The sequence below is a fragment of the Mycobacterium sp. NGS61 genome (assembly GCF_059812325.1).
On sequence record NZ_JCALCL010000004.1, the window covers coordinates 445,141 to 465,761 of the forward strand.

Annotated in this window: 21 protein-coding genes and 1 pseudogene; 13 read left to right on the forward strand and 9 right to left on the reverse strand. The window is 65.9% G+C overall.

Features of this window, described 5'->3' with window-relative positions; genetic code table 11:
• Window positions 1–15: 15 nt before the first annotated feature.
• The 6 genes from AC5Y3Z_RS12155 to AC5Y3Z_RS12180 all read right to left on the reverse strand — a co-directional run bounded on the left by AC5Y3Z_RS12155 (window position 16) and on the right by AC5Y3Z_RS12180 (window position 4,546).
• A complete protein-coding gene (locus AC5Y3Z_RS12155) occupies window positions 16–624 on the reverse strand; it encodes a TetR/AcrR family transcriptional regulator (RefSeq protein ID WP_473138588.1) in 609 nt (202 codons plus the stop codon).
• Window positions 621–1,406, reverse strand: coding sequence for an SDR family NAD(P)-dependent oxidoreductase (locus AC5Y3Z_RS12160; RefSeq protein ID WP_473138587.1), 786 nt, complete (start codon window positions 1,404–1,406; stop codon window positions 621–623). Before AC5Y3Z_RS12160 ends, AC5Y3Z_RS12155 begins: the two co-directional genes overlap by 4 nt.
• Window positions 1,403–1,900: a VOC family protein gene (locus tag AC5Y3Z_RS12165; RefSeq protein WP_473138586.1), complete on the reverse strand. Its 498-nt coding sequence runs from the start codon at window positions 1,898–1,900 to the stop codon at window positions 1,403–1,405. Before AC5Y3Z_RS12165 ends, AC5Y3Z_RS12160 begins: the two co-directional genes overlap by 4 nt.
• Window positions 1,897–2,715, reverse strand: a complete 819-nt coding sequence (locus AC5Y3Z_RS12170) for a glucose 1-dehydrogenase (protein WP_473138585.1) — start codon at window positions 2,713–2,715, stop codon at window positions 1,897–1,899. Before AC5Y3Z_RS12170 ends, AC5Y3Z_RS12165 begins: the two co-directional genes overlap by 4 nt.
• On the reverse strand, window positions 2,712–3,797 hold the full coding sequence (locus AC5Y3Z_RS12175) for an NAD(P)H-dependent amine dehydrogenase family protein (protein WP_473138584.1): 1,086 nt from the start codon (window positions 3,795–3,797) through the stop codon (window positions 2,712–2,714). Before AC5Y3Z_RS12175 ends, AC5Y3Z_RS12170 begins: the two co-directional genes overlap by 4 nt.
• Window positions 3,798–3,916: 119 nt before the next feature.
• Window positions 3,917–4,546, reverse strand: coding sequence for a VC0807 family protein (locus AC5Y3Z_RS12180; protein WP_473138923.1), 630 nt, complete (start codon window positions 4,544–4,546; stop codon window positions 3,917–3,919).
• 125 nt (window positions 4,547–4,671) lie between these two features.
• Between AC5Y3Z_RS12180 and AC5Y3Z_RS12185 the strand changes: the two genes are divergently transcribed.
• Together AC5Y3Z_RS12185 and AC5Y3Z_RS12190 are read left to right on the forward strand one after the other, a co-directional pair.
• Window positions 4,672–5,160, forward strand: a complete 489-nt coding sequence (locus AC5Y3Z_RS12185; RefSeq protein ID WP_473138583.1) for an NUDIX hydrolase — start codon at window positions 4,672–4,674, stop codon at window positions 5,158–5,160.
• Window positions 5,161–5,266: 106 nt separating this feature from the next.
• The gene (locus AC5Y3Z_RS12190) at window positions 5,267–6,493 is read left to right on the forward strand and encodes a cytochrome P450 (protein ID WP_473138582.1); all 1,227 of its coding nucleotides are present in this window, start codon (window positions 5,267–5,269) and stop codon (window positions 6,491–6,493) included.
• Here AC5Y3Z_RS12190 and AC5Y3Z_RS12195 read toward each other — a convergent pair.
• Window positions 6,490–6,894, reverse strand: coding sequence for a hypothetical protein (locus AC5Y3Z_RS12195; RefSeq protein ID WP_463826058.1), 405 nt, complete (start codon window positions 6,892–6,894; stop codon window positions 6,490–6,492). The genes AC5Y3Z_RS12190 and AC5Y3Z_RS12195 overlap by 4 nt on opposite strands.
• Window positions 6,895–6,903: 9 nt before the next feature.
• Entirely contained in the window at window positions 6,904–7,335 is a 432-nt protein-coding gene (locus tag AC5Y3Z_RS12200; RefSeq protein ID WP_463826057.1) for a hypothetical protein, read from the reverse strand.
• Window positions 7,336–7,491: 156 nt separating this feature from the next.
• Here AC5Y3Z_RS12200 and AC5Y3Z_RS12205 point away from each other — a divergent pair, with 156 nt between their 5' ends.
• The 3 genes from AC5Y3Z_RS12205 (at window position 7,492) to AC5Y3Z_RS12215 (ending at window position 13,087) form a co-directional block, all read left to right on the forward strand.
• Complete coding sequence (locus tag AC5Y3Z_RS12205) at window positions 7,492–8,565, forward strand: ATP-dependent DNA ligase (RefSeq protein WP_473138581.1); 1,074 nt, start codon at window positions 7,492–7,494, stop codon at window positions 8,563–8,565.
• Between the two features lie 75 nt (window positions 8,566–8,640).
• Window positions 8,641–9,669 carry a non-homologous end-joining DNA ligase gene (gene ligD / locus AC5Y3Z_RS12210; protein ID WP_473138580.1) on the forward strand — a complete coding sequence of 343 codons (1,029 nt, stop codon included), beginning with the start codon at window positions 8,641–8,643 and terminating at the stop codon, window positions 9,667–9,669.
• A 73-nt stretch (window positions 9,670–9,742) separates the two neighbouring features.
• Window positions 9,743–13,087, forward strand: coding sequence for a LuxR family transcriptional regulator (locus tag AC5Y3Z_RS12215; RefSeq protein ID WP_473138579.1), 3,345 nt, complete (start codon window positions 9,743–9,745; stop codon window positions 13,085–13,087).
• A gap of 4 nt (window positions 13,088–13,091) precedes the next feature.
• Here the strand turns inward: AC5Y3Z_RS12215 and AC5Y3Z_RS12220 are convergent, their stop codons facing one another.
• Window positions 13,092–14,477: an aldehyde dehydrogenase gene (locus AC5Y3Z_RS12220; RefSeq protein WP_473138578.1), complete on the reverse strand. Its 1,386-nt coding sequence runs from the start codon at window positions 14,475–14,477 to the stop codon at window positions 13,092–13,094.
• Window positions 14,478–14,559: 82 nt separating this feature from the next.
• On the opposite strand from AC5Y3Z_RS12220, the gene AC5Y3Z_RS12225 reads away from it, so the two are divergent.
• From AC5Y3Z_RS12225 to AC5Y3Z_RS12260, 8 genes and pseudogenes are all read left to right on the forward strand, one after another.
• Entirely contained in the window at window positions 14,560–15,828 is a 1,269-nt protein-coding gene (locus AC5Y3Z_RS12225) for an aromatic ring-hydroxylating oxygenase subunit alpha (protein ID WP_473138577.1), read from the forward strand.
• Window positions 15,828–16,163 carry a hypothetical protein gene (locus AC5Y3Z_RS12230; protein ID WP_463826052.1) on the forward strand — a complete coding sequence of 112 codons (336 nt, stop codon included), beginning with the start codon at window positions 15,828–15,830 and terminating at the stop codon, window positions 16,161–16,163. The genes AC5Y3Z_RS12225 and AC5Y3Z_RS12230 overlap by 1 nt, the downstream gene beginning before the upstream one ends.
• A complete protein-coding gene (locus AC5Y3Z_RS12235; RefSeq protein ID WP_463826051.1) occupies window positions 16,160–17,404 on the forward strand; it encodes a metal-dependent hydrolase family protein in 1,245 nt (414 codons plus the stop codon). Before AC5Y3Z_RS12230 ends, AC5Y3Z_RS12235 begins: the two co-directional genes overlap by 4 nt.
• Before the next feature lie 23 nt (window positions 17,405–17,427).
• A complete protein-coding gene (locus tag AC5Y3Z_RS12240; RefSeq protein WP_463826415.1) occupies window positions 17,428–17,874 on the forward strand; it encodes a MarR family winged helix-turn-helix transcriptional regulator in 447 nt (148 codons plus the stop codon).
• A gap of 98 nt (window positions 17,875–17,972) precedes the next feature.
• A pseudogene (locus AC5Y3Z_RS12245) lies at window positions 17,973–18,248 on the forward strand (2Fe-2S iron-sulfur cluster-binding protein); the annotation flags it as partial.
• Window positions 18,245–18,988: an SDR family NAD(P)-dependent oxidoreductase gene (locus tag AC5Y3Z_RS12250; protein ID WP_463826050.1), complete on the forward strand. Its 744-nt coding sequence runs from the start codon at window positions 18,245–18,247 to the stop codon at window positions 18,986–18,988. The pseudogene AC5Y3Z_RS12245 and the gene AC5Y3Z_RS12250, both read left to right, overlap by 4 nt.
• Before the next feature lie 13 nt (window positions 18,989–19,001).
• Entirely contained in the window at window positions 19,002–20,270 is a 1,269-nt protein-coding gene (locus AC5Y3Z_RS12255; protein WP_463826049.1) for an aromatic ring-hydroxylating oxygenase subunit alpha, read from the forward strand.
• A 2-nt stretch (window positions 20,271–20,272) separates the two neighbouring features.
• Complete coding sequence (locus tag AC5Y3Z_RS12260) at window positions 20,273–20,608, forward strand: hypothetical protein (protein WP_463826048.1); 336 nt, start codon at window positions 20,273–20,275, stop codon at window positions 20,606–20,608.
• Window positions 20,609–20,621: the final 13 nt, after the last annotated feature.

Here is a 20,621-nt window from a genome sequence, read left to right on the forward strand (position 1 = left end):
GGTGCGGCCACGCCGTCAGCCCCGACCAGCAATCCAGCGGGGGCTTCGCACCGCCTCCAGGGCCTCAGCTACGCAGCGATCCAGCGGCTGCCGAGCCGGGTCTTGCCGCACCCAGCGCTGGAACCCGAAATCGGCGGCGGCAAAACTCAAATGCACCAACAGACCTGGCCGGATGTCGGTGTCAGGATCCACACCCATCCGGTGCGCGGTGATTCCGGTGGCTCGCTGCCGGTCATCAGCGGTGTGAAACTGCAGCCGCTCCAGGACTTCGGGTGCCACCAGCAGCGCCGACCGCCACTCCTCGGTATCGGCCGCACCGAAGGATCGGGTGCGACCGACGATGGCATTGGCCAGTGCGACATCCGGTGATTCGGTGGCCGGCTGCTGTTCGAGCAGGCTTACCACTTCGGCTCCGCCATGCCGTGCCGGCGCCAGCAGCAGATCCTCCTTGGTGGTCACGTGCCGGAACAAGGTGCGCGTGGAAACGCCTGCGGCGGTAGCGATCTGATCCGTCGTCACGCCGTCGTAGCCGCGCTCAGCGAACAATTTGAACGCAGCGCGACGGATGTCGGCGCGGATCTGGGCACGCTGGCGGTCCCGCAGCGACTCCCCCGAGACACTCACCGGAAGCTGCCGATCCCACCGTCGACATGGATGGTCTGCCCGGTGAGGAACGTCGAATCGGCGCCCAGCAGGAACGCAACCAGTGCACCCACATCGGTACGCACGTCCCCGATCCGCTTCATCGGGACCCGTCCGACTGCCTTGGCGTAGTCGTCGGGAGCGAGCTGCTTCCACAGCTTGACGCCGTCGGATTCGGCGAACGGGCAGATGACGTTCACCCGGATGTTGTCGCGGCCCCACTCCAGCGCCGCGACCTTCGACAGGCCGCGGATCGCTTCCTTGGCGGCGGCGTATCCACCGAACTTGGGTTCGCCGCCGGTGCCCGAACCCGAGCCGAGGTTGACGATCGAGCCGCCACCGGCAGCGACCATCACCGGGTATACCGCCTGCATCAGCAGAAACGTGGCGCGCGGACCGACGTCGTAGCCGAGTGCCAGGTCGGTGGGGGTGATGTCGACGAACGGCTTGGGCTCGTTGCTGGCGATCGCATTGTTCACCAGGCCGTGCACGGTGCCGAATGTGCCGACGGCGGCGGCCACGATCTGCGGCACACTGTCCACGTCCCGCAGGTTGGCCGATAGCGTCGAAAGCCGTTCTCCGGCATTGAATTCCGCTTGCAGTTCAGCCGCGGTCGCGGAGAGCTTGTCGTCTTGGATGTCCACCAGCAACACCGAGGCACCCCGTTCCAGCAGTGCGGCGCTCACCCCTTTGCCGATGCCCTGCGCGGCGCCGGTGACGACGACGACCTGCCCGCGCAGCGAGTCCGGGTGCGAGTAACTCATCCGGCTGGGCCCAATCGCAGGGGCACCCCACGATGCAACTCGTAGGTGCTGCGTACCGCTCCCGGCAGTTCGATGAACTCGACCGCGGTACCGTCCGGGTCCTTGACGAAAAACATTCGCACACCGCTGATTTCGAAAGGCTCCTGCTCCGGGGCATAGCCGGCGTCCCGAACCCGGCGGTGGGTGTCGTCCAAATCGGTGACCGACAGGGACAGGTTGTGAATGCCGGCGATGCCGGGACGGGCCGGCTGGTGGTGCGGCGCGGCTGGCCCCAGCGAGAGCAGTTCGATCATCAGCCCGCCCAGCAGCCCACCGACCACCCGGCCCTGCTGCTTGCGGGTGGAATGCAGGACGGCGTTGAACGGCTCGCCGGAGATGGTCTGGTCGAACACCACGTCGAGGCCGAGCAGGTCGCGATAGAACCCCAGCGCGCGGTCCATGTCGGTCACCCCGACGACCAGGTGACAGAACGAAACATCCTCGAGCACGCTCATGGCTTCTCCCGCGCGCGAGCCGAAACCAGCGGTGGCGCAGGCAGATCGAACGAGGGCTTGGTGGTGCCGCCGTCGACCCGCAGGATCACCCCGGTCACCCAGGACGAGGCGGGCGAGGCGAGATAGAGCGCCGCGGCGGCGATGTCGCGTGGGGTCCCGATACGGCCCATCGGGGTGTTCGCCACGAACTCGGTGCGCAGCGCGTCGTTGGTCGTCACGAAATCCATCGACTGTGTCGCCACCCCACCGACACCGATCGCGTTGACCCGCACCAGGGGCGCCAGGTCGGCCGCCATGTCCTGAGTCATCATGTTCAGCGCCGCCTTGCCCGCGCCGTAGGCCGTCATGCAGCGCATCGCCATGTCACCGGACCGGGATGAGATGTTCACGATCGATCCGGATCCGTCGGTGTCCACCATGGCCTGCGCGGCTAGGCGACTCAACACGAACGGTGCGACGGCATTGAACTGCAGCGCGGTGCTCAGGTACCGCGAGGAGGTCTGCATGGCCGGGCGCGGCTGGGTTCCGCCGGCGTTGTTGACCAGGATGGACAGTCGGCCGAAGTGCTCGACGGTCACTGCGACCAGCCGCTCCAGGTCGTCCTCGACCAGCACGTCGGTGACGACGGAAAGGCCACGGCGACCGGTCTTTTCGATCAGCCGCACGGTTTCGTCCAGATCGGACCTGGTGCGCGCGGCCACGACGACGTCCGCACCCGCCTCAGCGAACGCGACCGCGATGTCGCGACCGATCCCGGCGCCGGCGCCGGTCACGATGGCGACGCGGTCGGTCAGGCGAAAGGAGTCCAGGATCATCGGTTGCCGCCCGCGAGGTGCGGCGCCGGACGTCCGGCGAACAACGGCAGGTCCAGGTAGGTCTTGATACCGGGCTCGGCCGCGCACACGTCGGGGATGGCGTTGACGCAGTGGTTCGCGGTGGCGACCACGCCGGGATTGCGGATCAGACCCTCGGCGACGCTGGGCGGTTGCAGCCCCTTGAAGGTGAGGTTCACGGTGGGGTCACCGGTGATCTCGACCTCGAACCGCTCGCCTTCGCCGCCGAAGTTCCAGGCGGGTTCCAGGTTCTCCTCGCCCATCAGCCAGTTGACCGCGGCGGTGATGACCGGTTCGCCGTCGACGGTCGCTTGCCACCGAAACCGCCGTGCGGCAACGGTTCCCGCAGTGATGGCGAATGGCTCGTAGTCGATCTCGGCGGTGGCTACCGCGATCTCCTGAAGCGTCTGGATGCCGGAATCGATGCGGAAACCCATGTGGTCGGCGATCATCCGGACCGACATCTTGAAGCCTTGCTCCAGCAGCGCGGCCATCGGTCCCTGCACAGCCTCCTCGGGGGTGCCGCCGAATCCCATGATGTGTCGCACCACGTCCGGGGCGTTGTAGGTGCGGATGTCCGAGAATTCCTCGGCGCGCACGTGGGTGACCGCCGAGGACAGCCCGGACAGCATGAGCGGGAAGCGCTCGGTGATCCCGCCGGGGTGAATCCCCGACCCGTGCAACGTGACCCCGGCCTCGAGTGCGGCGTCGGCGACGGCCCGGTGTCGGGGATGGGTCAGGTCCGGGTAGACCCAGCCGACTGGGGTGACGATGTTTTTACCTGACCGCAGGATCGCCAGCACTTCGTCGTCGTTAGGGATCAGCGGGCTGTAAACGACGCAGTCGGCGTCCAGAGCCAGGATCTCGTCGACGTTGGTGGTGGCGGTGACACCTATGGGGTCGACTCCCACGATCTCGCCGACATCTCGGCCGTTCTTGTCCGCGGAGTGGACCCAGCAACCCACCAAATCGAGTTGCGGATGGTTCAGCACGCATTGGACGGCGGCTTTCCCGACGCCCCCGGTCGCCCACTGGATGACGCGAAGTGTGGGCGCAGCGATCATGGGACACCTTTCCGACGGAACTGAGGGCAGTGGTGGCAATGTATGACGATATGGCAGTGACTGTCAATATCGTCGGCACCAACCAGCCGCTACTGGACGGTCCGAACCCGACCGCGGTGTTACGCCTGTGGGGTGACGGCGGCGCGCTCGGCAGCCGCCTGATCGGTGCGGCGGACGAATCGGCGCAGCAGGGTGGTGGCGGTCCCGATGCAGGCGACCAGCAGGATCGGGCCGGTGGTGACGATCAGGATCTGCGAGATGTCCACCGGCAGAGCGAAGATGCACGCGACCGCGGCGATCGGGAACATCCCGCAGACCAGTCCGAGCTGCACGCACAGGCGGGTGTGCAGGCTGTGCCAGTCGCGGATCTCCCGCTCCGACCAGCCGCGCTGCGGTAGCGCCGCTTCCGCGAGGCTGGGCACGATCGCACCGGTGATCACCTTGGAACTTGGTTTGCGCAGCACACCGCTGACGACCACCGACCACACCAGGAACGTGGCCGGAATGAGCTCGGTGACCTGGACGATGCGCGGATTTTTGGTGGTGAACGCGACCGCGAGGGAGACGGCGGCGCACACCAGCACAGCCACGTTGAGAAACTCCACCTTGCGCTTGCGGACCACCGTGTACAGACCCTGCAGGGTCGCCACGACGATCGCACCCACCAGGGCCAGGTAGGGCGTGACGCCGAAGAGGCGCAGGCCGTAGTAAGCCAACACCGGCGGGACCATGTTGACGACGGTGGTCATGGCGTACTCGCGCAAGCTTTTCGGTGCATCGAACCCCGCGTTGGGGGCTTCGATGGTCACGGGCTCGGATTGGTGAGACACGGTTCGAGGGTAGCCGAACGTTAGGTACACCTAACATCGAGCGGGTGGCGAAGCTGAGCGCCGGTCTGCTGTTGTACCGGACACGAGCCGGGGTCGTCGACGTCTTGATAGCGCACCCGGGCGGCCCGTTCTGGGCGCGCAAGGACGACGGCGCGTGGTCGATCCCGAAAGGCGAGTACGCAGACTCCGACGATCCGTGGGCCACGGCGCAGCGCGAGTTCACCGAAGAGATCGGGCTGCCGGTGCCCGACGGACCGCGGACCGACCTCGGTGCGGTGCGACAACCCAGTGGCAAAGTGGTCACCGCCTTCGCCGTCCGCGGGGACCTCGACATCACCGATGCGCGTAGCAACACCTTCGAAATGGAGTGGCCGCGCGGGTCGGGGAAGATTCGCGAGTTCCCCGAGGTCGATCGCGTCGGCTGGTTTCCGGTGGCCCAGGCCCGAAGCAAGCTACTCAAGGGGCAGCGGGTCTTCCTCGATCGCCTGCTGGCCCAACCCGGCCTGCCCGGGTCGGGTCAGGATGCTCCGTGAGCGACTGTGTCGGACAACCACTTTCGCGGGTCAGCCAGCGGCGCGCGACAGCCCGTTGATGCAACGTGCGCCGGGCGGCGCGGCCGCCCCGTGCACAATGGGCAGCATGCCATCGACGCCAACCCAGGCCGACTCGCAGACGCTGCTGCTACGGCTGCTGGACCAGGCAAACCGCGCCAATCCGTATCCCGTGTGCGCGGAGCTGCGCGAGCTCGGACCCATCGAGCTGCCGGGCGGCAACTTCGTCCTGTTCTCCACCTACCGCGACTGCGACGAGGTGCTGCGGCATCCGGCCTCGAGCAGCGACCAATTCAAGTCCACCGCGGCGCAGCAGATGATCGAGGCGGACCAGGCGATGCGCCGGGAAGTACCGCCGGGCTTCCTGTTCCTGGACCCACCCGATCACACCCGGCTGCGCAAATTGGTCAGCAAAGCGTTCGCGCCCCGGGTGGTGAGTGCGCTGCAACCCGAGATCAGCGCGTTGGTGGACGGCATGCTGGACCGGATCGCCGAGCGGGGGAGTTTCGACGTGGTCGCAGACTTCGCCTACCCATTGCCGGTGGCAGTCATCTGCCGGTTGCTCGGGGTGCCCTTGGCGGATGAGCCGCAATTCAGCCGCGCCTCCGCGGTGGTGGCCAGGGCGTTGGACCCGTTCCTGGTCGACGATCAAGACGACGGTGTCGAAGAATCGCTGGATGCCGGGGCGAGTTTGCGCGAGTACTTGCACGGCCAGATCGACCGTCGCCGTGCCCAACCCGGTGACGACCTGTTGTCTGCGCTGGTGGCCGTCAACGAATCGGGCGATCAACTGACCGAGGAGGAGATCGTCTCGACCTGCCTGCTGCTGCTGGTGGCCGGACACGAGACCACGGTGAACCTGATCGGGAATGCGATCCTGGCGATGTTGCGCGACGGCCGCCAGTGGGGTGCGCTCGGCGCTGATCCCGGTCGGGCCGCGGCGATCGTCGAGGAAACCCTGCGTTACGACCCGCCGGTGCAGCAGTTGAGTCGAATTGCCCTGGACGACATCAGGATTGGCGATACCGAAGTCGCCAGGGGTGACGTGATGCTGTTGCTGCTGGCCGCCGCGCATCGCGATCCCGCCGAGTTCGATCGACCGGACAGCTTCGACCCGGACCGCACCTCGTTGCGGCACTTGGGATTTGGTCGCGGTGTCCACTACTGCCTGGGGGCCCCGCTGGCTCGGTTGGAAGCGACGGTGGCGCTCTCAGCGGTGACGGCCCGCTTCCCGAACGCCCGGCTCGCCGGCGAACCGCTCTACAAACCCAACATCAACTTGCGGGGTCTGTCGACACTGCGGGTCGAGGTTTAACGGCGCCCGGCCAGGCTGATCAACAGCGGTATCGGAGTGCCTACCGGATCGAGGGCTTCCGCGTCGCGGTAGACGCCGATGGTGTATTCACCGGTGGTCTCGATGGCGAACGACAGTTGCGGGGTGAAGCACCGGTACTTCGACGGCTTGCCCTCTTCGTCCGGCCACTGCCAGGCCGAGCGGACGGTGCCGCGGATCGTCCCGCCCGGATCTTTGCAGACGATGAACAACTGCGGGTCGAAATCCCCACCTGCCGGTGCATGGACCACCAGCACCAGCGGGACCGTCAGCCAAATCGGAACCTGGTTGACGTCGTAGCTGGTGATCGGCAAACGGGTGGCGTCGATAGCGGAGTCGTCGATGTTGGCGGAGCCCGCCACGAGCAATGCGGCAACGTGCATCGCGCCAGCCTATTCGGGACTGTCGGCGTCTGGGGTGGCATCGGGCAAAACGATAGAAATCGGCACCGGCGTGGACAACTCGAATTTCCCGTCGGCGTCGTAGTACGCCCCGACCGTGTACTCGCCTTCGGACGCCACCTGGAACGAGAGTTCCTGGGTGAAACACCGGTACTTCGACGCGAGCTTTGCGTCATCGGGCCAGTGCCACGTCGCCCGCAGGGATCCCAGCGGTTGCCCGGATGGATCCTTGCACACGACGTGCAGGTCAGGGTCGTAGTCGCCACCTGCAGGTGCGTGCACCACCAAGACCACGGGAACTGTTGCCCACAAGGGCATTTGGTCAACCTGAAACCACGCCATCGGAATGGACGTGGCATTGATCGCGCCGTGTTCGTCGAACGCGGCGGTACGTGCAACGAACAACGCACACACGTGCAGCATCACGACATCCTAAGTGCGGGCCAGGCCAGGTCCGCGATCGCGATGCAGTACCCGTCGCCGACCGGCGTACCGCGCGCGAACATTCAGCGGCGCCAGGTCGTTCATCCGACAAGACCCGGCGCGTCCTGCGCTGGCCGGCGTGAACACAATGAACTGATGGAGCTACCCGTGATGCCGCCGGTCTCGCCGATGCTGGCCAAGTCGGTGAAGTCGATTCCGCCCGGGGCCTCGTATGAGCCCAAATGGGACGGTTTCCGCTCAATCTGTTTCCGCGATGTCGACGAGGTCGAGCTGGGCAGCCGCAACGAACGGCCGTTGACCCGCTACTTCCCGGAGTTAATCGCGGCAGTCAAAGCCGAGTTGCCGCGACGCTGCGTCATCGACGGCGAGATAGTCATCGCCGGCGCACAGGGCCTGGATTTCGAAGCTTTGCAACAACGCATCCATCCGGCCGAGTCGCGGGTGCGGATGCTGGCCGAGCGCACTCCGGCGTCTTTCATCGCGTTCGACCTACTGGCCCTTGCCGATGAGGACTACACGAAGCGGCCGTTCAGCGAGCGGCGTGCCGCCCTGGTCGAGGCGCTGGCCGGGTCGGGTCCGTCGATCCACGTCACGCCGGCCACCACGGATCCGGCCACCGCTCAGCGGTGGTTCGAAGAATTCGAGGGAGCCGGCCTCGACGGCGTCATCGCTAAGCCGATCGCCGGCACCTACCTGCCGGACAAGCGAGTCATGTTCAAGATCAAGCACGAACGCACCGCCGACTGCGTCGTCGCCGGCTACCGGGTGCACAAGTCCGGCGGTGACGCTATCGGTTCGCTGCTCCTCGGACTCTACGAGGATGGTGGCCCCTCAGGACAGCTGGCCTCGGTCGGCGTGATCGGTGCGTTCCCGATGGCCGAGCGCCGACGGTTGTTCACCGAATTGCAGCCGCTGGTCACCACTTTCGATGGCCATCCCTGGAATTGGGCGGCACATGAGGCGGGTGAACGCACTCCCCGCAAGAACGAGTTCTCCCGCTGGAACGCGGGCAAGGACCTGTCCTTTGTGCCGCTGCGCCCGGAGCGAGTCGTCGAGGTTCGCTACGACCACATGGAAGGCCGACGGTTCCGCCACACCGCGCAGTTCAACCGGTGGCGCCCCGATCGTGACCCACGGTCGTGCACCTACGAACAGCTGGAGCAGCCACTGACCTTCAGCCTGGGGGACATTGTGCCGGGCCTCGGCTAGGCGAACCGGGGGCGTAAAGCTGCTTCGACCCCCGCGGGATGGTCTGCTGCTAACTCGGCGTGCTGGAATCGACTCATGGCGGCCAAGGCAGAAGAGCTCGATGTCGACGGCATCGCCGTGCGGTTGACCAATCGGGACAAGATGTACTTCCCCGAACTCGGGACGGAAGGCACCAAGGGCCGACTCGTCGAGTACTACCTGGCGGTGGCCCGGGGGCCGATGCTGGCGGCGCTGCGTGACCGCCCCACGCACCTGCAACGTTTTCCCGACGGCATCGACGGCGAAGAGATCTACCAGAAACGGGTGCCGCAACACCATCCCGATTACCTGGAAACCTGCCGGATCACCTTCCCGTCCGGACGCACGGCCGATGCGTTGCAGGTGACCCATCCGGCGGCGATCGTGTGGGCGGCGCAGATGGGTACCGTCACGCTGCATCCATGGCAGGTGCGCTGCCCCGATACCGAGCACCCCGACGAGTTGCGCATCGACCTGGATCCGCAGCCCGGCACCGGTTTCGTCGAGGCGCGCACAGTGGCGGTGGACGTGCTGCGGCCGCTGCTGGACGAACTCGGGCTGGTGGGTTATCCGAAGACCTCCGGAGGCCGCGGCGTGCATGTCTATCTGCGCATCGCCACCGACTGGGATTTCATTCAGGTGCGCCGCGCCGGCATCGCACTGGCCCGCGAGGTGGAACGGCGTGCGCCGGACGCGGTCACCACGTCCTGGTGGAAGGAAGAACGGGGGGAGCGGATCTTCATCGACTTCAACCAGAACGCCCGCGACCGCACCATGGCGTCGCCGTACTCAGTGCGGCGCACCCCGATCGCGACCGTGTCGATGCCGCTGAGCTGGGACGAACTGGCCGAGGCGGACCCGGATGACTACACCATGGCCACGGTGCCGGATTTCGTCGCCGCCCGGGACGATCCGTGGGCCGGTATGGACGATCACGCGCAGTCGCTGACCCCACTGCTCGAGCTTGTCGAGACCGACGAAGAGCGCGGCCTGGGGGATATGCCGTATCCGCCCAACTATCCGAAGATGCCGGGCGAACCCAAACGCGTCCAGCCCAGTCGGGATACCGACCGGAAGAAGGCCTAGAGCCCGAACCTCCGCGTCCCTGAGTCTGCAATCTCCGCGTTTGCGCCGATGTTTTACGCGCGGTGCCCCCCGCATGCTGGCTAGCATGGACGAGATCGATCCGCACCTGGATATGCCGCTGGCGAGCTGGAGCAAAGTTGGCGTGAGCGGGCTGTTGCCGACGGGCATCGTGTCGTTGCTGCTGGCAGATGTCGAGGGTTCGACGCGGCTGTGGGAGACCCAGCCCCAGGAGATGACCACCGCACTCACCCGGTTGAACAACGCCGTCAACGAGATCGTCGCTGCACATCAAGGGGTGCGGCCGGTCGAGCAGGGTGAAGGCGACAGCTTCGTCGCGGCATTCGCCCGTGCGTCCGACGCCGTCGCGGCGGCGCTGGAGTTGCAACGCGCGCCCCTGGCTCCCATCCGGTTGCGCATCGGCATCCACGTCGGCGAAATTCAACTGCGCGACGAGGGTAACTACGCCGGCCCGACGATCAACCGGACCGCCCGGCTGCGCGACCTGGCGCACGGGGGCCAGACCGTGCTGTCCGGCGCGGCAGAGGAATTGGTGGCTGATCGACTGCCCGCCGATGCCTGGCTGGCCGACCTGGGCAGCCACACCCTGCGCGACCTACCCCGGCCGGAACGGGTACTGCAGCTTTGCCATCCCGACCTGGTCAACGAGTTTCCGCCGCTGCGGACTTCAAAGGGCACGAAAACCGTTGCCGTGCATAACCTTCCACCGGATCTCACCAGCTTCGTCGGTCGCGTGGCGGAGCTGACCCGGGCGCGGGAACTGCTGGCGGCCAACCGGCTGGTCACCCTGACCGGCGCGGGCGGGGTAGGCAAAACCCGGTTGGCGGCCGAGATTGCGACCCGGTTGGCGAGCGAGTTCATCGACGGCGTCTGGTATGTGGATCTGGCTCCGTTGACCGATCCGGAGGTCGTCCCGATCGCCGCGGCGCGTGTGTTCGGACTCGGTGACCATCCGGGTCGATCCACGATGGAAGCCCTCCTCCGGTTCGTCGCGGAGCGCCGGATGCTGGTGGTGCTGGACAACTGCGAGCATCTGCTGGACGCCAGCGCGGAATTGATCGTCGGCCTGGCGGGTGCCGCCCCTGACCTGACGTTGCTGGCCACCAGTCGCGAGCCGATCGGTGTCGCAGGCGAGGTGGGCTGGCGGGTGCCGTCGCTGCCCCTGGCCGACGAGGCCGTCGACCTGTTCGTCGACCGGGCACAACGCGCCCGGCCCGACTTCTCCGTCACCGACGAGAATGCTGCTGCAGTCACTGAGATCTGCCGCCGCCTCGACGGATTGCCGTTGGCGATCGAACTGGCCGCGGCTCGGGTGCGCGCCTTATCGCTGACCGAGATCGTCGACACTCTGCACGACCGTTTCCGGTTGCTGACCGGTGGAGCGCGCACCGCGGTGCGCCGCCAGCAGACATTGCGCGCATCGGTGGACTGGTCACACGCGTTGCTGACCGCGTCCGAACGAATCCTGTTCCGTCGGCTGGCGGTGTTTCTCGGCGGCTTCGATATCGCCGCGGCGCAAGCGGTTACCGGATTCGACGAGGTGGAGCATTACCAGGTTCTGGATCAGCTCACGTTGTTGGTCGACAAGTCGCTGGTGGTCGCGGACGACCGCCGAGGCCGTACGCGGTATCGGTTGTTGGAGACGGTCCGTCAGTACGCCCTGGAGAAGCTGGGTGAGTCGGGGGAGGGAGACGCTGTCCGATCGCGCCACCGCGATCACTACACCTCAGTGGCGATCGCGGTTGACGCACCCGCGGGCACAAATTACGACAACCAGGTCGAGCAGGCCGAACTGGACTTCGACAATATGCGTGCCGCGTTCGGGTGGAGTTGCGAAAACAACGACACCGCAATGGCATTGACGTTGGCTTCCGCCCTGCAACCGCTGTGGATCGGCCGCGGCCGAATTCGGGAAGGACTGGGGATGTTCGAGACCGTCCTCACCGACGACGTCGCCGACGATACCGGTTTGCCTCTTGCCGTCCGCGCCCGAGCGTTGGCCGACAAAGCTTTCCTGGATTCAGCTTTCGGGGGCGTGGACTGCCTCGGTCAAGCACAACAAGCCTTAAGGCTTGCGCGGGAAGCCGACGACCCCGCGGTGTTGGCCAGGGTGCTCACGGCGTGCGGTTTCACCGCCGCCTACAACGCCGTGTTGGCGGGTGAGTATTTCGCCGAAGCGGCATCACTGGCTCGGCAGTTGGACGACAAGTGGCGGCTCAGTCAGATCCTTTCATGGAACGCCAGTTCGCTGATCGCGACAGGCGATTTATTCGGCGCGGAAGCGGCCGCCGAAGAGGGGCGTGATGTCGCCGACGCCATCGGTGACCGATTCAATTCGCGCCAGTGCCGGCTGTGTCTCGGTGTGGTTCGGATCTACCGAGGCGATGTTGCCGGAGCGGTTTCCGGACTGCAGGAGGTGATAGCCGAGGCGCGGGCGGAGGCCGGCGACGCTCTCAGGCTATTGGAAGGGACCTGCCTGGCTCATTGCGGTACAGCGCTGGCGTGGCAAGGTGACGTGGACGCGGCCCGGGCCGCGTCGGAGGCGAGCATCGAGGCCTTATCGGAAGTGGGCGGGATGTTCACCGGTCTCGGCTATTTGGCATTGGCAAACTCAGGCCTGGCCGCCGGTGATGCGCGGCAGGCACTGGACGCTGCTACGAAATCATGGGAGTTCGCGAGTTCGGTGCCGGGCCTGGCCGTGCATGTTCGAGCCGCCCAAGCGCAGGCTCTATGCGCGAGCGGGGATCTGATCGAGGCGCGGCGCTGGGCCGACGAGGCGGTGGCGACAACGCTGGGCTGGGCGGTACAGATGTATTCGCTGACAGCTCGTGCCCGCGTCGCGATCGCACAGGGTGAGCCAGAGCAGGCGCGGCGCGACGCCCAAGACGCGCTGGCATGTATGCCAGCCGGTTTCTTCGGCGCCACCGGTACCGACACCCTGGATTGCGTCGCCACCGTCGCGGCGGAATCCGGCAGCTACCCTGAATCCGCGCGGCTCTTTGGTGCGGCGGCGGGCATTCGGCAGCGGATGGGCATCGTGGGCTTGAAGGTCTGGGCGGCCGGCTACGAGGCCTCCGTTGCTGTGCTGCGCAATGCTATGAGCGACAACGACTTTGAAGCCGCCTGGGCCGAAGGGGCAGCGATGTCCCCCGCGGAGGCAACTTCCTACGCGCAACGCGGTCGCGGCCAACGCAAACGCCCCGCGAGTGGCTGGGGTTCGCTGACCCCTACCGAGCGCGACGTGGTGCGACTGGTCACCGAAGGGCTGGGCAACAACGACATCGCCGCAAGGCTTTTCGTCTCACCCCGCACGGTCCAGTCCCACCTGACGCACGTCTACCAGAAGCTGAGCCTGAGCTCCCGGGTGCAACTGGTGCAAGAAGCCGCCCGCCACCCCTGAGTGCTCAGATGGCGATGGACTTGGTCTCCAGGTAGGCGTCCAGGCCCTCCGGGCCCAGCTCCCGCCCGTAGCCACTGCCCTTCACGCCGCCGAACGGCGCGAACGGATCCATGGTGTAGCCCTGATTGATGCCAAGGGTTCCGGTGCGGATGCGGCGCGCGATCGCCAGCGCCCGGTCGGTGTCGCCGGTGAAGACCGAGCCGGCCAGGCCGTAGTCGGAGTCGTTGGCGATGGCCACCGCATCGTCTTCGTCCCGGTATCCGATGACGGTGATGACCGGACCGAAGATCTCCTCGCGCGCGATGCGCATGCTGTTGTCGGCATTGGCGAACAGGGTGGGTTTGACGTACCAGCCGGTGTCGAGGCCGTCGGGCATCTCGGTACCGCCGATGACCAGTCGCGCGCCCTCCTGTTGGCCAAGCTCGATGTAATCGCGCACGCGGCTCTGCTGGCGTTGCGAGACCAGCGGGCCGAGCTGGGTTTCGGGGTCGTCGGGGTCGCCCACCCGCAGCCCGCTCATCTCGGCCGCAAGCGCGTCGACGTACTCGTCCTGGCGGTGCTCGGGGACCAGCACCCGGGTCAACGCGTTGCAGATCTGGCCGCTGTTGGCCAGGCTGGCCGATCGCACTCCGGCGGCGACCTTGTCGGGTGCCGCATCGTCGAGGACAACCGCTGCGGATTTGCCGCCGAGTTCGAGGCTGACCTTGGTGAGGTTGGCACCGCACGCGGCCGCGACAGCGCGCCCGGCCGCGGTGGATCCGGTGAACGACACCTTGTCCACACCGGGGTGCGAGACCAGCAGCTCGCCGACTTCGCGGTCGCCGGGGACGACGCTGACCACACCCGGCGGTAGGTCGACCGAACCCAGCATTTCAGTCAAAAGTAGTGCGTCCAAGGGTGATTCGAGTGCCGGCTTGAGTACCACCGCACAACCGGCCAGCAGTGCGGGCACCAGTTTGGTGACGATCAGGAACTGCGGCATGTTCCACGGCACGATGGCGGCGACCACACCCACCGGTTCCTTGCGGACGCGCACGTCGGCCCCGAAGTAGCCGGCCCGGGCCTCTTCCCACGGGTGACGCTCGGCCAGGTCGCAGAACGCACCCATCATCATCGCGGGCAGGCCTACCTGCGCACGCTTGGCGAAGGTGATGGGAGCGCCGATTTCGGAGCTGATGGTTTGGGCCATCTCCTTGCGCCGTTCCTGGTAGATCTCGGCGAGCCGGCGGACGGCGGCGATGCGCCGAGACGGCTCGGTGCGTCCCCATGCGTCGGCGGCCTCCCGCGCTGCCTGCACGGCGGCGTCGACGTCGGCGGCCCCGGCGGCAGTCAGCTCGGCGATCGGCTTCTCGGTGTGCGGGGAGATGACCTCGAAAACCTGCGATCCCATCCAGACCCTCCAGTATCAACTACTTGCGATTACCGGGACGAGCATATACCGTCGGCCCGACGGAGTATGGACAGGAGCCGTTATGCCCCGATTCCCCAAGCCCCCGGAGGGCAGCTGGACCCAGCACTACCCCGACCTGGGCACCGGCCCGGTGTCCTACGAGGACTCGATCAGCCCCGAGATCTACGACCTGGAGCGCGCCGCAATCTTCAAACGCGCCTGGCTCAATGTCGGTCGGGTAGAACAACTTCCACGTAAGGGCAGTTACTTCACCAAAGAACTGAAGGTAGCCAACACCTCGATCATCCTGGTGCGCAACACGTCCGGTGAGATCAACGCTTTCCATAATGTCTGCCGGCACCGCGGTAACAAGCTGGTGTGGAATGACATGCCGCTGGAGGAGACCCGCGGGGTGTGTCGCCAATTCACCTGTAAGTACCACGCGTGGCGGTACGACCTGGACGGGAACCTGACTTTCGTCCAGCAGGAGGAGGAGTTCTTCGACCTCGACAAGAGTCGGTACGGCCTGGTGCCGGTGCACTGCGAGGTCTGGGAAGGCTTCATCTTCGTCAACTTCGCCAAACAGCCCGAACAGTCGTTGCGCGAGTTCCTGGGTCCGATGGTGACGGCGCTGGAAGGTTATCCGTTCGATTTGATGACCTCGCGCTGGTACTACCGCTCAGAGGTGAAGGCGAACTGGAAGCTCTACATGGATGCGTTCCAGGAGTTCTACCACGCACCGGTATTGCATGCGAACCAGTCGCCCACCGCGTACTCGAAAGCCGCGGCCGAAGCCGGATTCGAGGCCCCGCATTATCGGCTGGAGGGTCCGCACCGGTTGGTCAGCACCTCGGGGGTGCGGGCCTGGGAGATGGCCGAAGAAATGCGCAAGCCGATCGAGGACATCTGCCAGAGTGGGCTGTTCGGGCCGTGGGACAAGCAGGATCTGGGTGAGATGCCAGCCGGTCTCAATCCCGCGAAATGTGAACCGTGGGGCCTGGACTCGTTCCAGCTGTTTCCCAATTTCGTCATCCTGTTCTGGGGTCAGGGGTGGTATCTGACCTACCACTATTGGCCGACGTCGTACAACAGCCACATCTTCGAAGGCACACTGTATTTTCCGCAGCCGCGCACCCCGCGCGAGCGGGTCGCGCAAGAGCTGGCCGCGGTGTCGTTCAAGGAGTACGGGCTGCAGGACGCCAACACGCTCGAAGCGACTCAGTCGATGATCGAGTCCAACGTCATCAACGACTTCCTGCTCTGTGATCAGGAGATCCTGATCCGGCATCTGCATACCGAGACCGCGGCCTGGATCCAGGACTACCAACAGCGTGCCGGGGTGCGCGTCTGATGAACGAGTCCCCGGTTCTGCCAGTCGAATTCGCCGATCTGGAACCCTTCGTCGACTGGTGTCTGCCCACCGAACCGCAGCGCTACGCCAAACGGCTCGCCAGTTCGATGACCGAGATGAAGGCGTTCTACGACGCGATCACCCCGCGCGCCGAAGAGGCGTTGAGCTACTGCGACAAGTTCCCGCTCGACGACCTGCCCGAGGACGTCCTGAACTTGATGCACCTGCTGTACTCGATGATCATGGTGTCGTTCCCGGTGGAGTGCTGGAAGCAGCCACGCGTGCCCGACTCGGGTGCCTCCACCCTGGACTGCGTGTCCGAGCCCTACCCGTGATCACCGTCCTGCGGGCCGAGCGCTGGGCCGACGTCGATGCCGGGCAGGTCCGCTCACCCGCAGTGGTGGTGGTCGACGGGAATCGCATCCTGGCCGTCAATCCCGAAGGCGCACTGCCGGATTCGGCTGAGGTCATTGACCTCGGGGACGTGACGCTGTTGCCCGGGCTGATGGACATGGAACTGAACTTGTTCATCGGCGGTCCCGGCGGCCCGGAGGGTTTGCCGGCCCCCATGCACGGCGTCCAGGATGACCCTGCCTATCGCACGCTGCGCGCCGCGGTCAACGCGCGCACCACGCTGGAAGCCGGCTTCACCACGGTGCGCAACCTGGGGCTCATGGTCAAGACAGGCGGTTACCTGCTCGACGTCGCTCTGCAGCGCGCCGTCGAGCAGGGGTGGCACGCCGGCCCGCGGATCTATCCGGCCGGCCACGCCGTCACGCCCTACGGCGGGCACCTCGACCCGACCGTCTTTCAGCGCCTGGCGCCCGGGATCATGCCGCTCTCGATCGCCGAGGGCATCGCCAACGGCGTGCCCGACGTGATCGCTTGTGTGCGTTACCAAGTCCGGCACGGCGCCAAATTGATCAAGGTCTCGGCCTCCGGTGGAGTGATGTCGCACAGCACCGCTCCGGGTGCCCAGCAGTACTCCGATGCCGAATTCGCCGCGATCGCCGACGAGGCGCACCGCGCCGGGGTGCGGGTGGCCGCGCATGCGGTCGGGGACAGTGCGATCCGGGCGTGCATCCGAGCCGGTATCGACTGCATCGAGCACGGCTTCCTGGCCTCCGACGACACGATCCAGATGATGGTCGACCACGGCACCTTTCTGGTCTCCACCACCTACCTCACCGAGGCGATGGCGATCGACCGGATCGCACCCGAGTTGCGCAAGAAGGCCGAAGAAGTCTTTCCCCGCGCAAAGGCCATGTTGCCCAGGGCGATTGCCGCCGGGGTCCGGATCGCCTGCGGCACTGACGCACCAGCCATCCCGCACGGCCAGAATGCCAAGGAACTCGGGGCGCTGGTCTCGCGCGGCATGACGCCCATGCAGGCCATCCGGTCGGCCACGGTGGTGGCCGCCGAACTCGTCGAGGCCGACCACGAACTCGGCCGCCTCGCGCCGGGCTACCTCGCCGACATCATCGCGGTGCCCGGCGACCCGTCCCGCGACATCGCTACCACCCTGGAGGTGTCATTCGTGATGAAAGACGGCCAGCTGGTCAAGGTGCCGACATGATCGGCCAGGACCAGGATCCGGCGATGGAGCTCACCGAGAACCTGCTGTGGTTGCTCAAACAGGCGTTCTACTTCTCGCTCACCACCGTCAACGACGCGGTGAGTTCGCACGGCGTCAGCACCGCCCAGATCGGTGTGCTGCGTCAGCTTCTCAACGAACCGGGGTTGTCCGGCGCCGAATTGGCCCGACGGTTGTTGATCACGCCGCAGGGAGTGCAGCTCGCGCTGACCGCGCTGGAACGCCGCGGACTGGTGGAGCGCCGCCAAGATCCGCAACACAAGCGCATCCTGCGGGCCCACCTCACCGACCAGGGGAAAAACGTGGTGACCACGGTGGTCAGCGACGCGGTGGCCGCGCACGAGGAGGTGTTCGGCGTGCTTACCGGCGACGAGCAGGAAACCCTGCGTGACCTGCTGAGCCGCGTCGTCGAGAAGGGCACCGGCCACGAACTCGTCAAAGACCACGTCTGATCGGCCGTCAGTGTCTTCAGTACTTGATACCTATCGCAAGTACTTGATATTGTGGGAGCATCATGCCTGATCCCACGCCGGCTGTAGCTGACAGCACAGTCACCGAAGAGGTGACCATCGAGCTGAACCGACGCTCCACCACCGTCTCCTACAGTGCCGGGGACACCTTGTTGCAGACCGCCCGCATGGCCGGGTTGCAACCGCCGTCGTCCTGCGAAATTGGTTCCTGCGGAACGTGTATGGCCCAACTGACCGAAGGGTGCGCCCGGATGATCAACAACGACGCGCTCGAGGACGACGAGGTGGCCGAAGGTTGGGTGCTGACCTGCCAGGCCTTGCCCACCACTCCCACCGTGCGGGTGGTGTACGAGTGAGCCGGGTGGCGGTGGTGACCGGCGGAGCCTCGGGCATGGGTGAAGCGACCTGCCACGAACTGGGTCGGCTGGGGCACCGGGTCGCCGTTCTCGACATCGACGAGCAGGCGGCGCACCGCGTCGCCGAAGACCTACGGGCACAAGGCTGCACCGCCCTCGGGGTGCAGGCCGACGTCACCGACCGACCCGCCGTCGAGCGGGCCTTCGCCCAGGTACGCAGCGAACTCGGACCGGTCTCGGTCCTGGTGACCAGCGCCGGCCTGTTCGGGTTGGCACCGTTCCTCGAAATCACCCCCGAATCCTGGAACCAGATCGTCGACGTCAACCTCAACGGCACCTTCCACTGTTGCCAGGTGGCCCTGCCGGACATGCTGGCCGCCAACTGGGGCCGCATCGTGATGATCTCGTCGTCCAGCGCCCAGCGGGGCACTCCCTTCGCCGCGCATTACGCGTCGTCCAAGGGTGCGGTCATCACGCTCACCAAAGCGTTGGCGCGCGAATACGCAGCGCAGGGAATCACCGTCAACAATATTCCGCCGTCGGGCATCGAGACGCCGATGCAGCATCGCGCGCAGGCGGCCGGATACCTCAAATCCAACGAGGAGATCGCCGCAAATATCCCTATGGGCCGGCTGGGCGCCGGCGCCGACATCGCCGCGGCCGTCGGATTCCTGTGTTCAGAACAAGCCGGGTTCATCACCGGGCAGGTGTTGGGAGTCAATGGCGGAGCGGTGATGTGAGAGAGGTGGACCGATGACGCGAGAAGGCAGACCGGCTGAGGGCTCCTGGACCGAGCACTATCCCGAATTGGGCACCGGCCCAGTCTCTTTCGCTGACTCTACGTCGCCGGAGTTCTACGAGCTGGAACGCGAAGCCGTGTTCAAACGGGCTTGGCTCAACGTGGCCCGCGTCGAGGAACTGCCCCGGATCGGCAGCTACCTGACCAAGGAGATCGAGGTCGCGCGCGTCTCGATCATCCTGGTCAAGGGTCGTGACGAGGTCATCCGAGCTTTCTACAACGTGTGTCGGCACCGCGGAAACAAGCTGGTGTGGAACGACTTTCCCCACGAACCGACCCGCGGCACCTGCCGCCAGTTCACCTGCAAGTATCACGGCTGGCGCTACGGCCTGGACGGTGCGCTGAAATACGTGCAGCAGTCCTCGGAGTTCTTCGACCTCGATCCCGCCGAGCACGGTCTGGCCCCGGTGCACTGCGAGGTGTGGAACGGGTTCGTCTTCATCAACTTCGACCCCGAACCGCGACAGACCCTGCGCGAATTCCTGGGCCCGATGATCACCGGCCTCGACGACTACCCCTTCGGCAAGCTGACCGAACGCTACGAGTGGGTCGCGCACAACAACAGCAACTGGAAGATTTTCGCCGACGCCTTCCAGGAGTACTACCACGTGCCCTCGCTGCACACCCAGCAGGTGCCCCCGGAGGTTCGCGACCCGAACGCCGGATTCACCTGCGGTCATTTCCAACTCGACGGACCGCACCGGCTGGTGTCGACGGCGGGGCGGCGTCGCTGGCTGCTGCCGCCCGAGTACATGTACCCGATCGAGCGCGCCACCCGCAGCGGGCTGGTCGGTCCCTGGCGCACCCCGGACATCGGCGAACTACCCGCCGGTCTGAACCCGGGTGGCATCGACCCGTGGGGGATCAGCAACTTCCAGATCTTCCCCAACACCGAGATCCTGATCTACGGCGGCTGGTATCTGCTCTACCGGTACTGGCCGACCTCCTACAACACCCATCGGTTCGAGGCCTACACCTACTTCTCTCCGGCGAGCACGGTGCGGGAACGCATCGAGCACGAAGTCGCCTCGGTGGTGCTCAAGGAATTCGCGTTGCAGGACGCGGGCATGCTCGGCGGCACCCAGGCCGCGCTCGAATACGGGATCGTCGACGACTTCCCGCTCAATGACCAGGAGATCCTGGTACGCCATCTGCACAAGGTCGTGGTGGACTGGGTGGAGTCGTATCAGCGCGAAATCGCACCGGCGCCGGCAGGGGTGTGATCGTGCCGGAACCATTGCTGCCCAGTGCATTTGCCGAGCTGGAGGACTACGCCAAGATTTGGTGTCTGGCCACCGAAACCGAACGGTGGAACCAGCGACTGGCCAGCACCATGCCCGAGATGCGTCAGTTCTACGACGCGTTCTTCCCGCGCCTGGAAGAGGCGATCGAGTATTGCGACAAGTTCGCCCTCGACGACCTGCCCGAGGACGTGCTGAATCTGCTCCACCTGATCTATTCGCTGATAATGGTCGCCATGGCCGTGGAGATCATGCATCAACCTGCCCCGACCGACGCCGCGGACGCGGTGATGGTCCGCACCGGCGAACCAACGCCCTGATCACGTAATCCGA

Coding starts and splice junctions, on each gene's coding strand:
- AC5Y3Z_RS12160 (WP_473138587.1), bottom strand. CDS start 1,406: ATGAGTTACTCGCACCCGGACTCGCTGCGCGGGCAGGTCGTCGTCGTC.
- AC5Y3Z_RS12195 (WP_463826058.1), bottom strand. CDS start 6,894: ATGCACGTTGCCGCATTGCTCGTGGCGGGCTCCGCCAACATCGACGAC.
- AC5Y3Z_RS12190 (WP_473138582.1), top strand. CDS start 5,267: ATGCCATCGACGCCAACCCAGGCCGACTCGCAGACGCTGCTGCTACGG.
- AC5Y3Z_RS12200 (WP_463826057.1), bottom strand. CDS start 7,335: ATGCTGCACGTGTGTGCGTTGTTCGTTGCACGTACCGCCGCGTTCGAC.
- AC5Y3Z_RS12205 (WP_473138581.1), top strand. CDS start 7,492: ATGGAGCTACCCGTGATGCCGCCGGTCTCGCCGATGCTGGCCAAGTCG.
- AC5Y3Z_RS12165 (WP_473138586.1), bottom strand. CDS start 1,900: ATGAGCGTGCTCGAGGATGTTTCGTTCTGTCACCTGGTCGTCGGGGTG.
- ligD (WP_473138580.1), top strand. CDS start 8,641: ATGGCGGCCAAGGCAGAAGAGCTCGATGTCGACGGCATCGCCGTGCGG.
- AC5Y3Z_RS12220 (WP_473138578.1), bottom strand. CDS start 14,477: ATGGGATCGCAGGTTTTCGAGGTCATCTCCCCGCACACCGAGAAGCCG.
- AC5Y3Z_RS12225 (WP_473138577.1), top strand. CDS start 14,560: ATGCCCCGATTCCCCAAGCCCCCGGAGGGCAGCTGGACCCAGCACTAC.
- AC5Y3Z_RS12240 (WP_463826415.1), top strand. CDS start 17,428: ATGGAGCTCACCGAGAACCTGCTGTGGTTGCTCAAACAGGCGTTCTAC.
- AC5Y3Z_RS12170 (WP_473138585.1), bottom strand. CDS start 2,715: ATGATCCTGGACTCCTTTCGCCTGACCGACCGCGTCGCCATCGTGACC.
- AC5Y3Z_RS12230 (WP_463826052.1), top strand. CDS start 15,828: ATGAACGAGTCCCCGGTTCTGCCAGTCGAATTCGCCGATCTGGAACCC.
- AC5Y3Z_RS12175 (WP_473138584.1), bottom strand. CDS start 3,797: ATGATCGCTGCGCCCACACTTCGCGTCATCCAGTGGGCGACCGGGGGC.
- AC5Y3Z_RS12180 (WP_473138923.1), bottom strand. CDS start 4,546: ATGACCACCGTCGTCAACATGGTCCCGCCGGTGTTGGCTTACTACGGC.
- AC5Y3Z_RS12255 (WP_463826049.1), top strand. CDS start 19,002: ATGACGCGAGAAGGCAGACCGGCTGAGGGCTCCTGGACCGAGCACTAT.
- AC5Y3Z_RS12215 (WP_473138579.1), top strand. CDS start 9,743: ATGCTGGCTAGCATGGACGAGATCGATCCGCACCTGGATATGCCGCTG.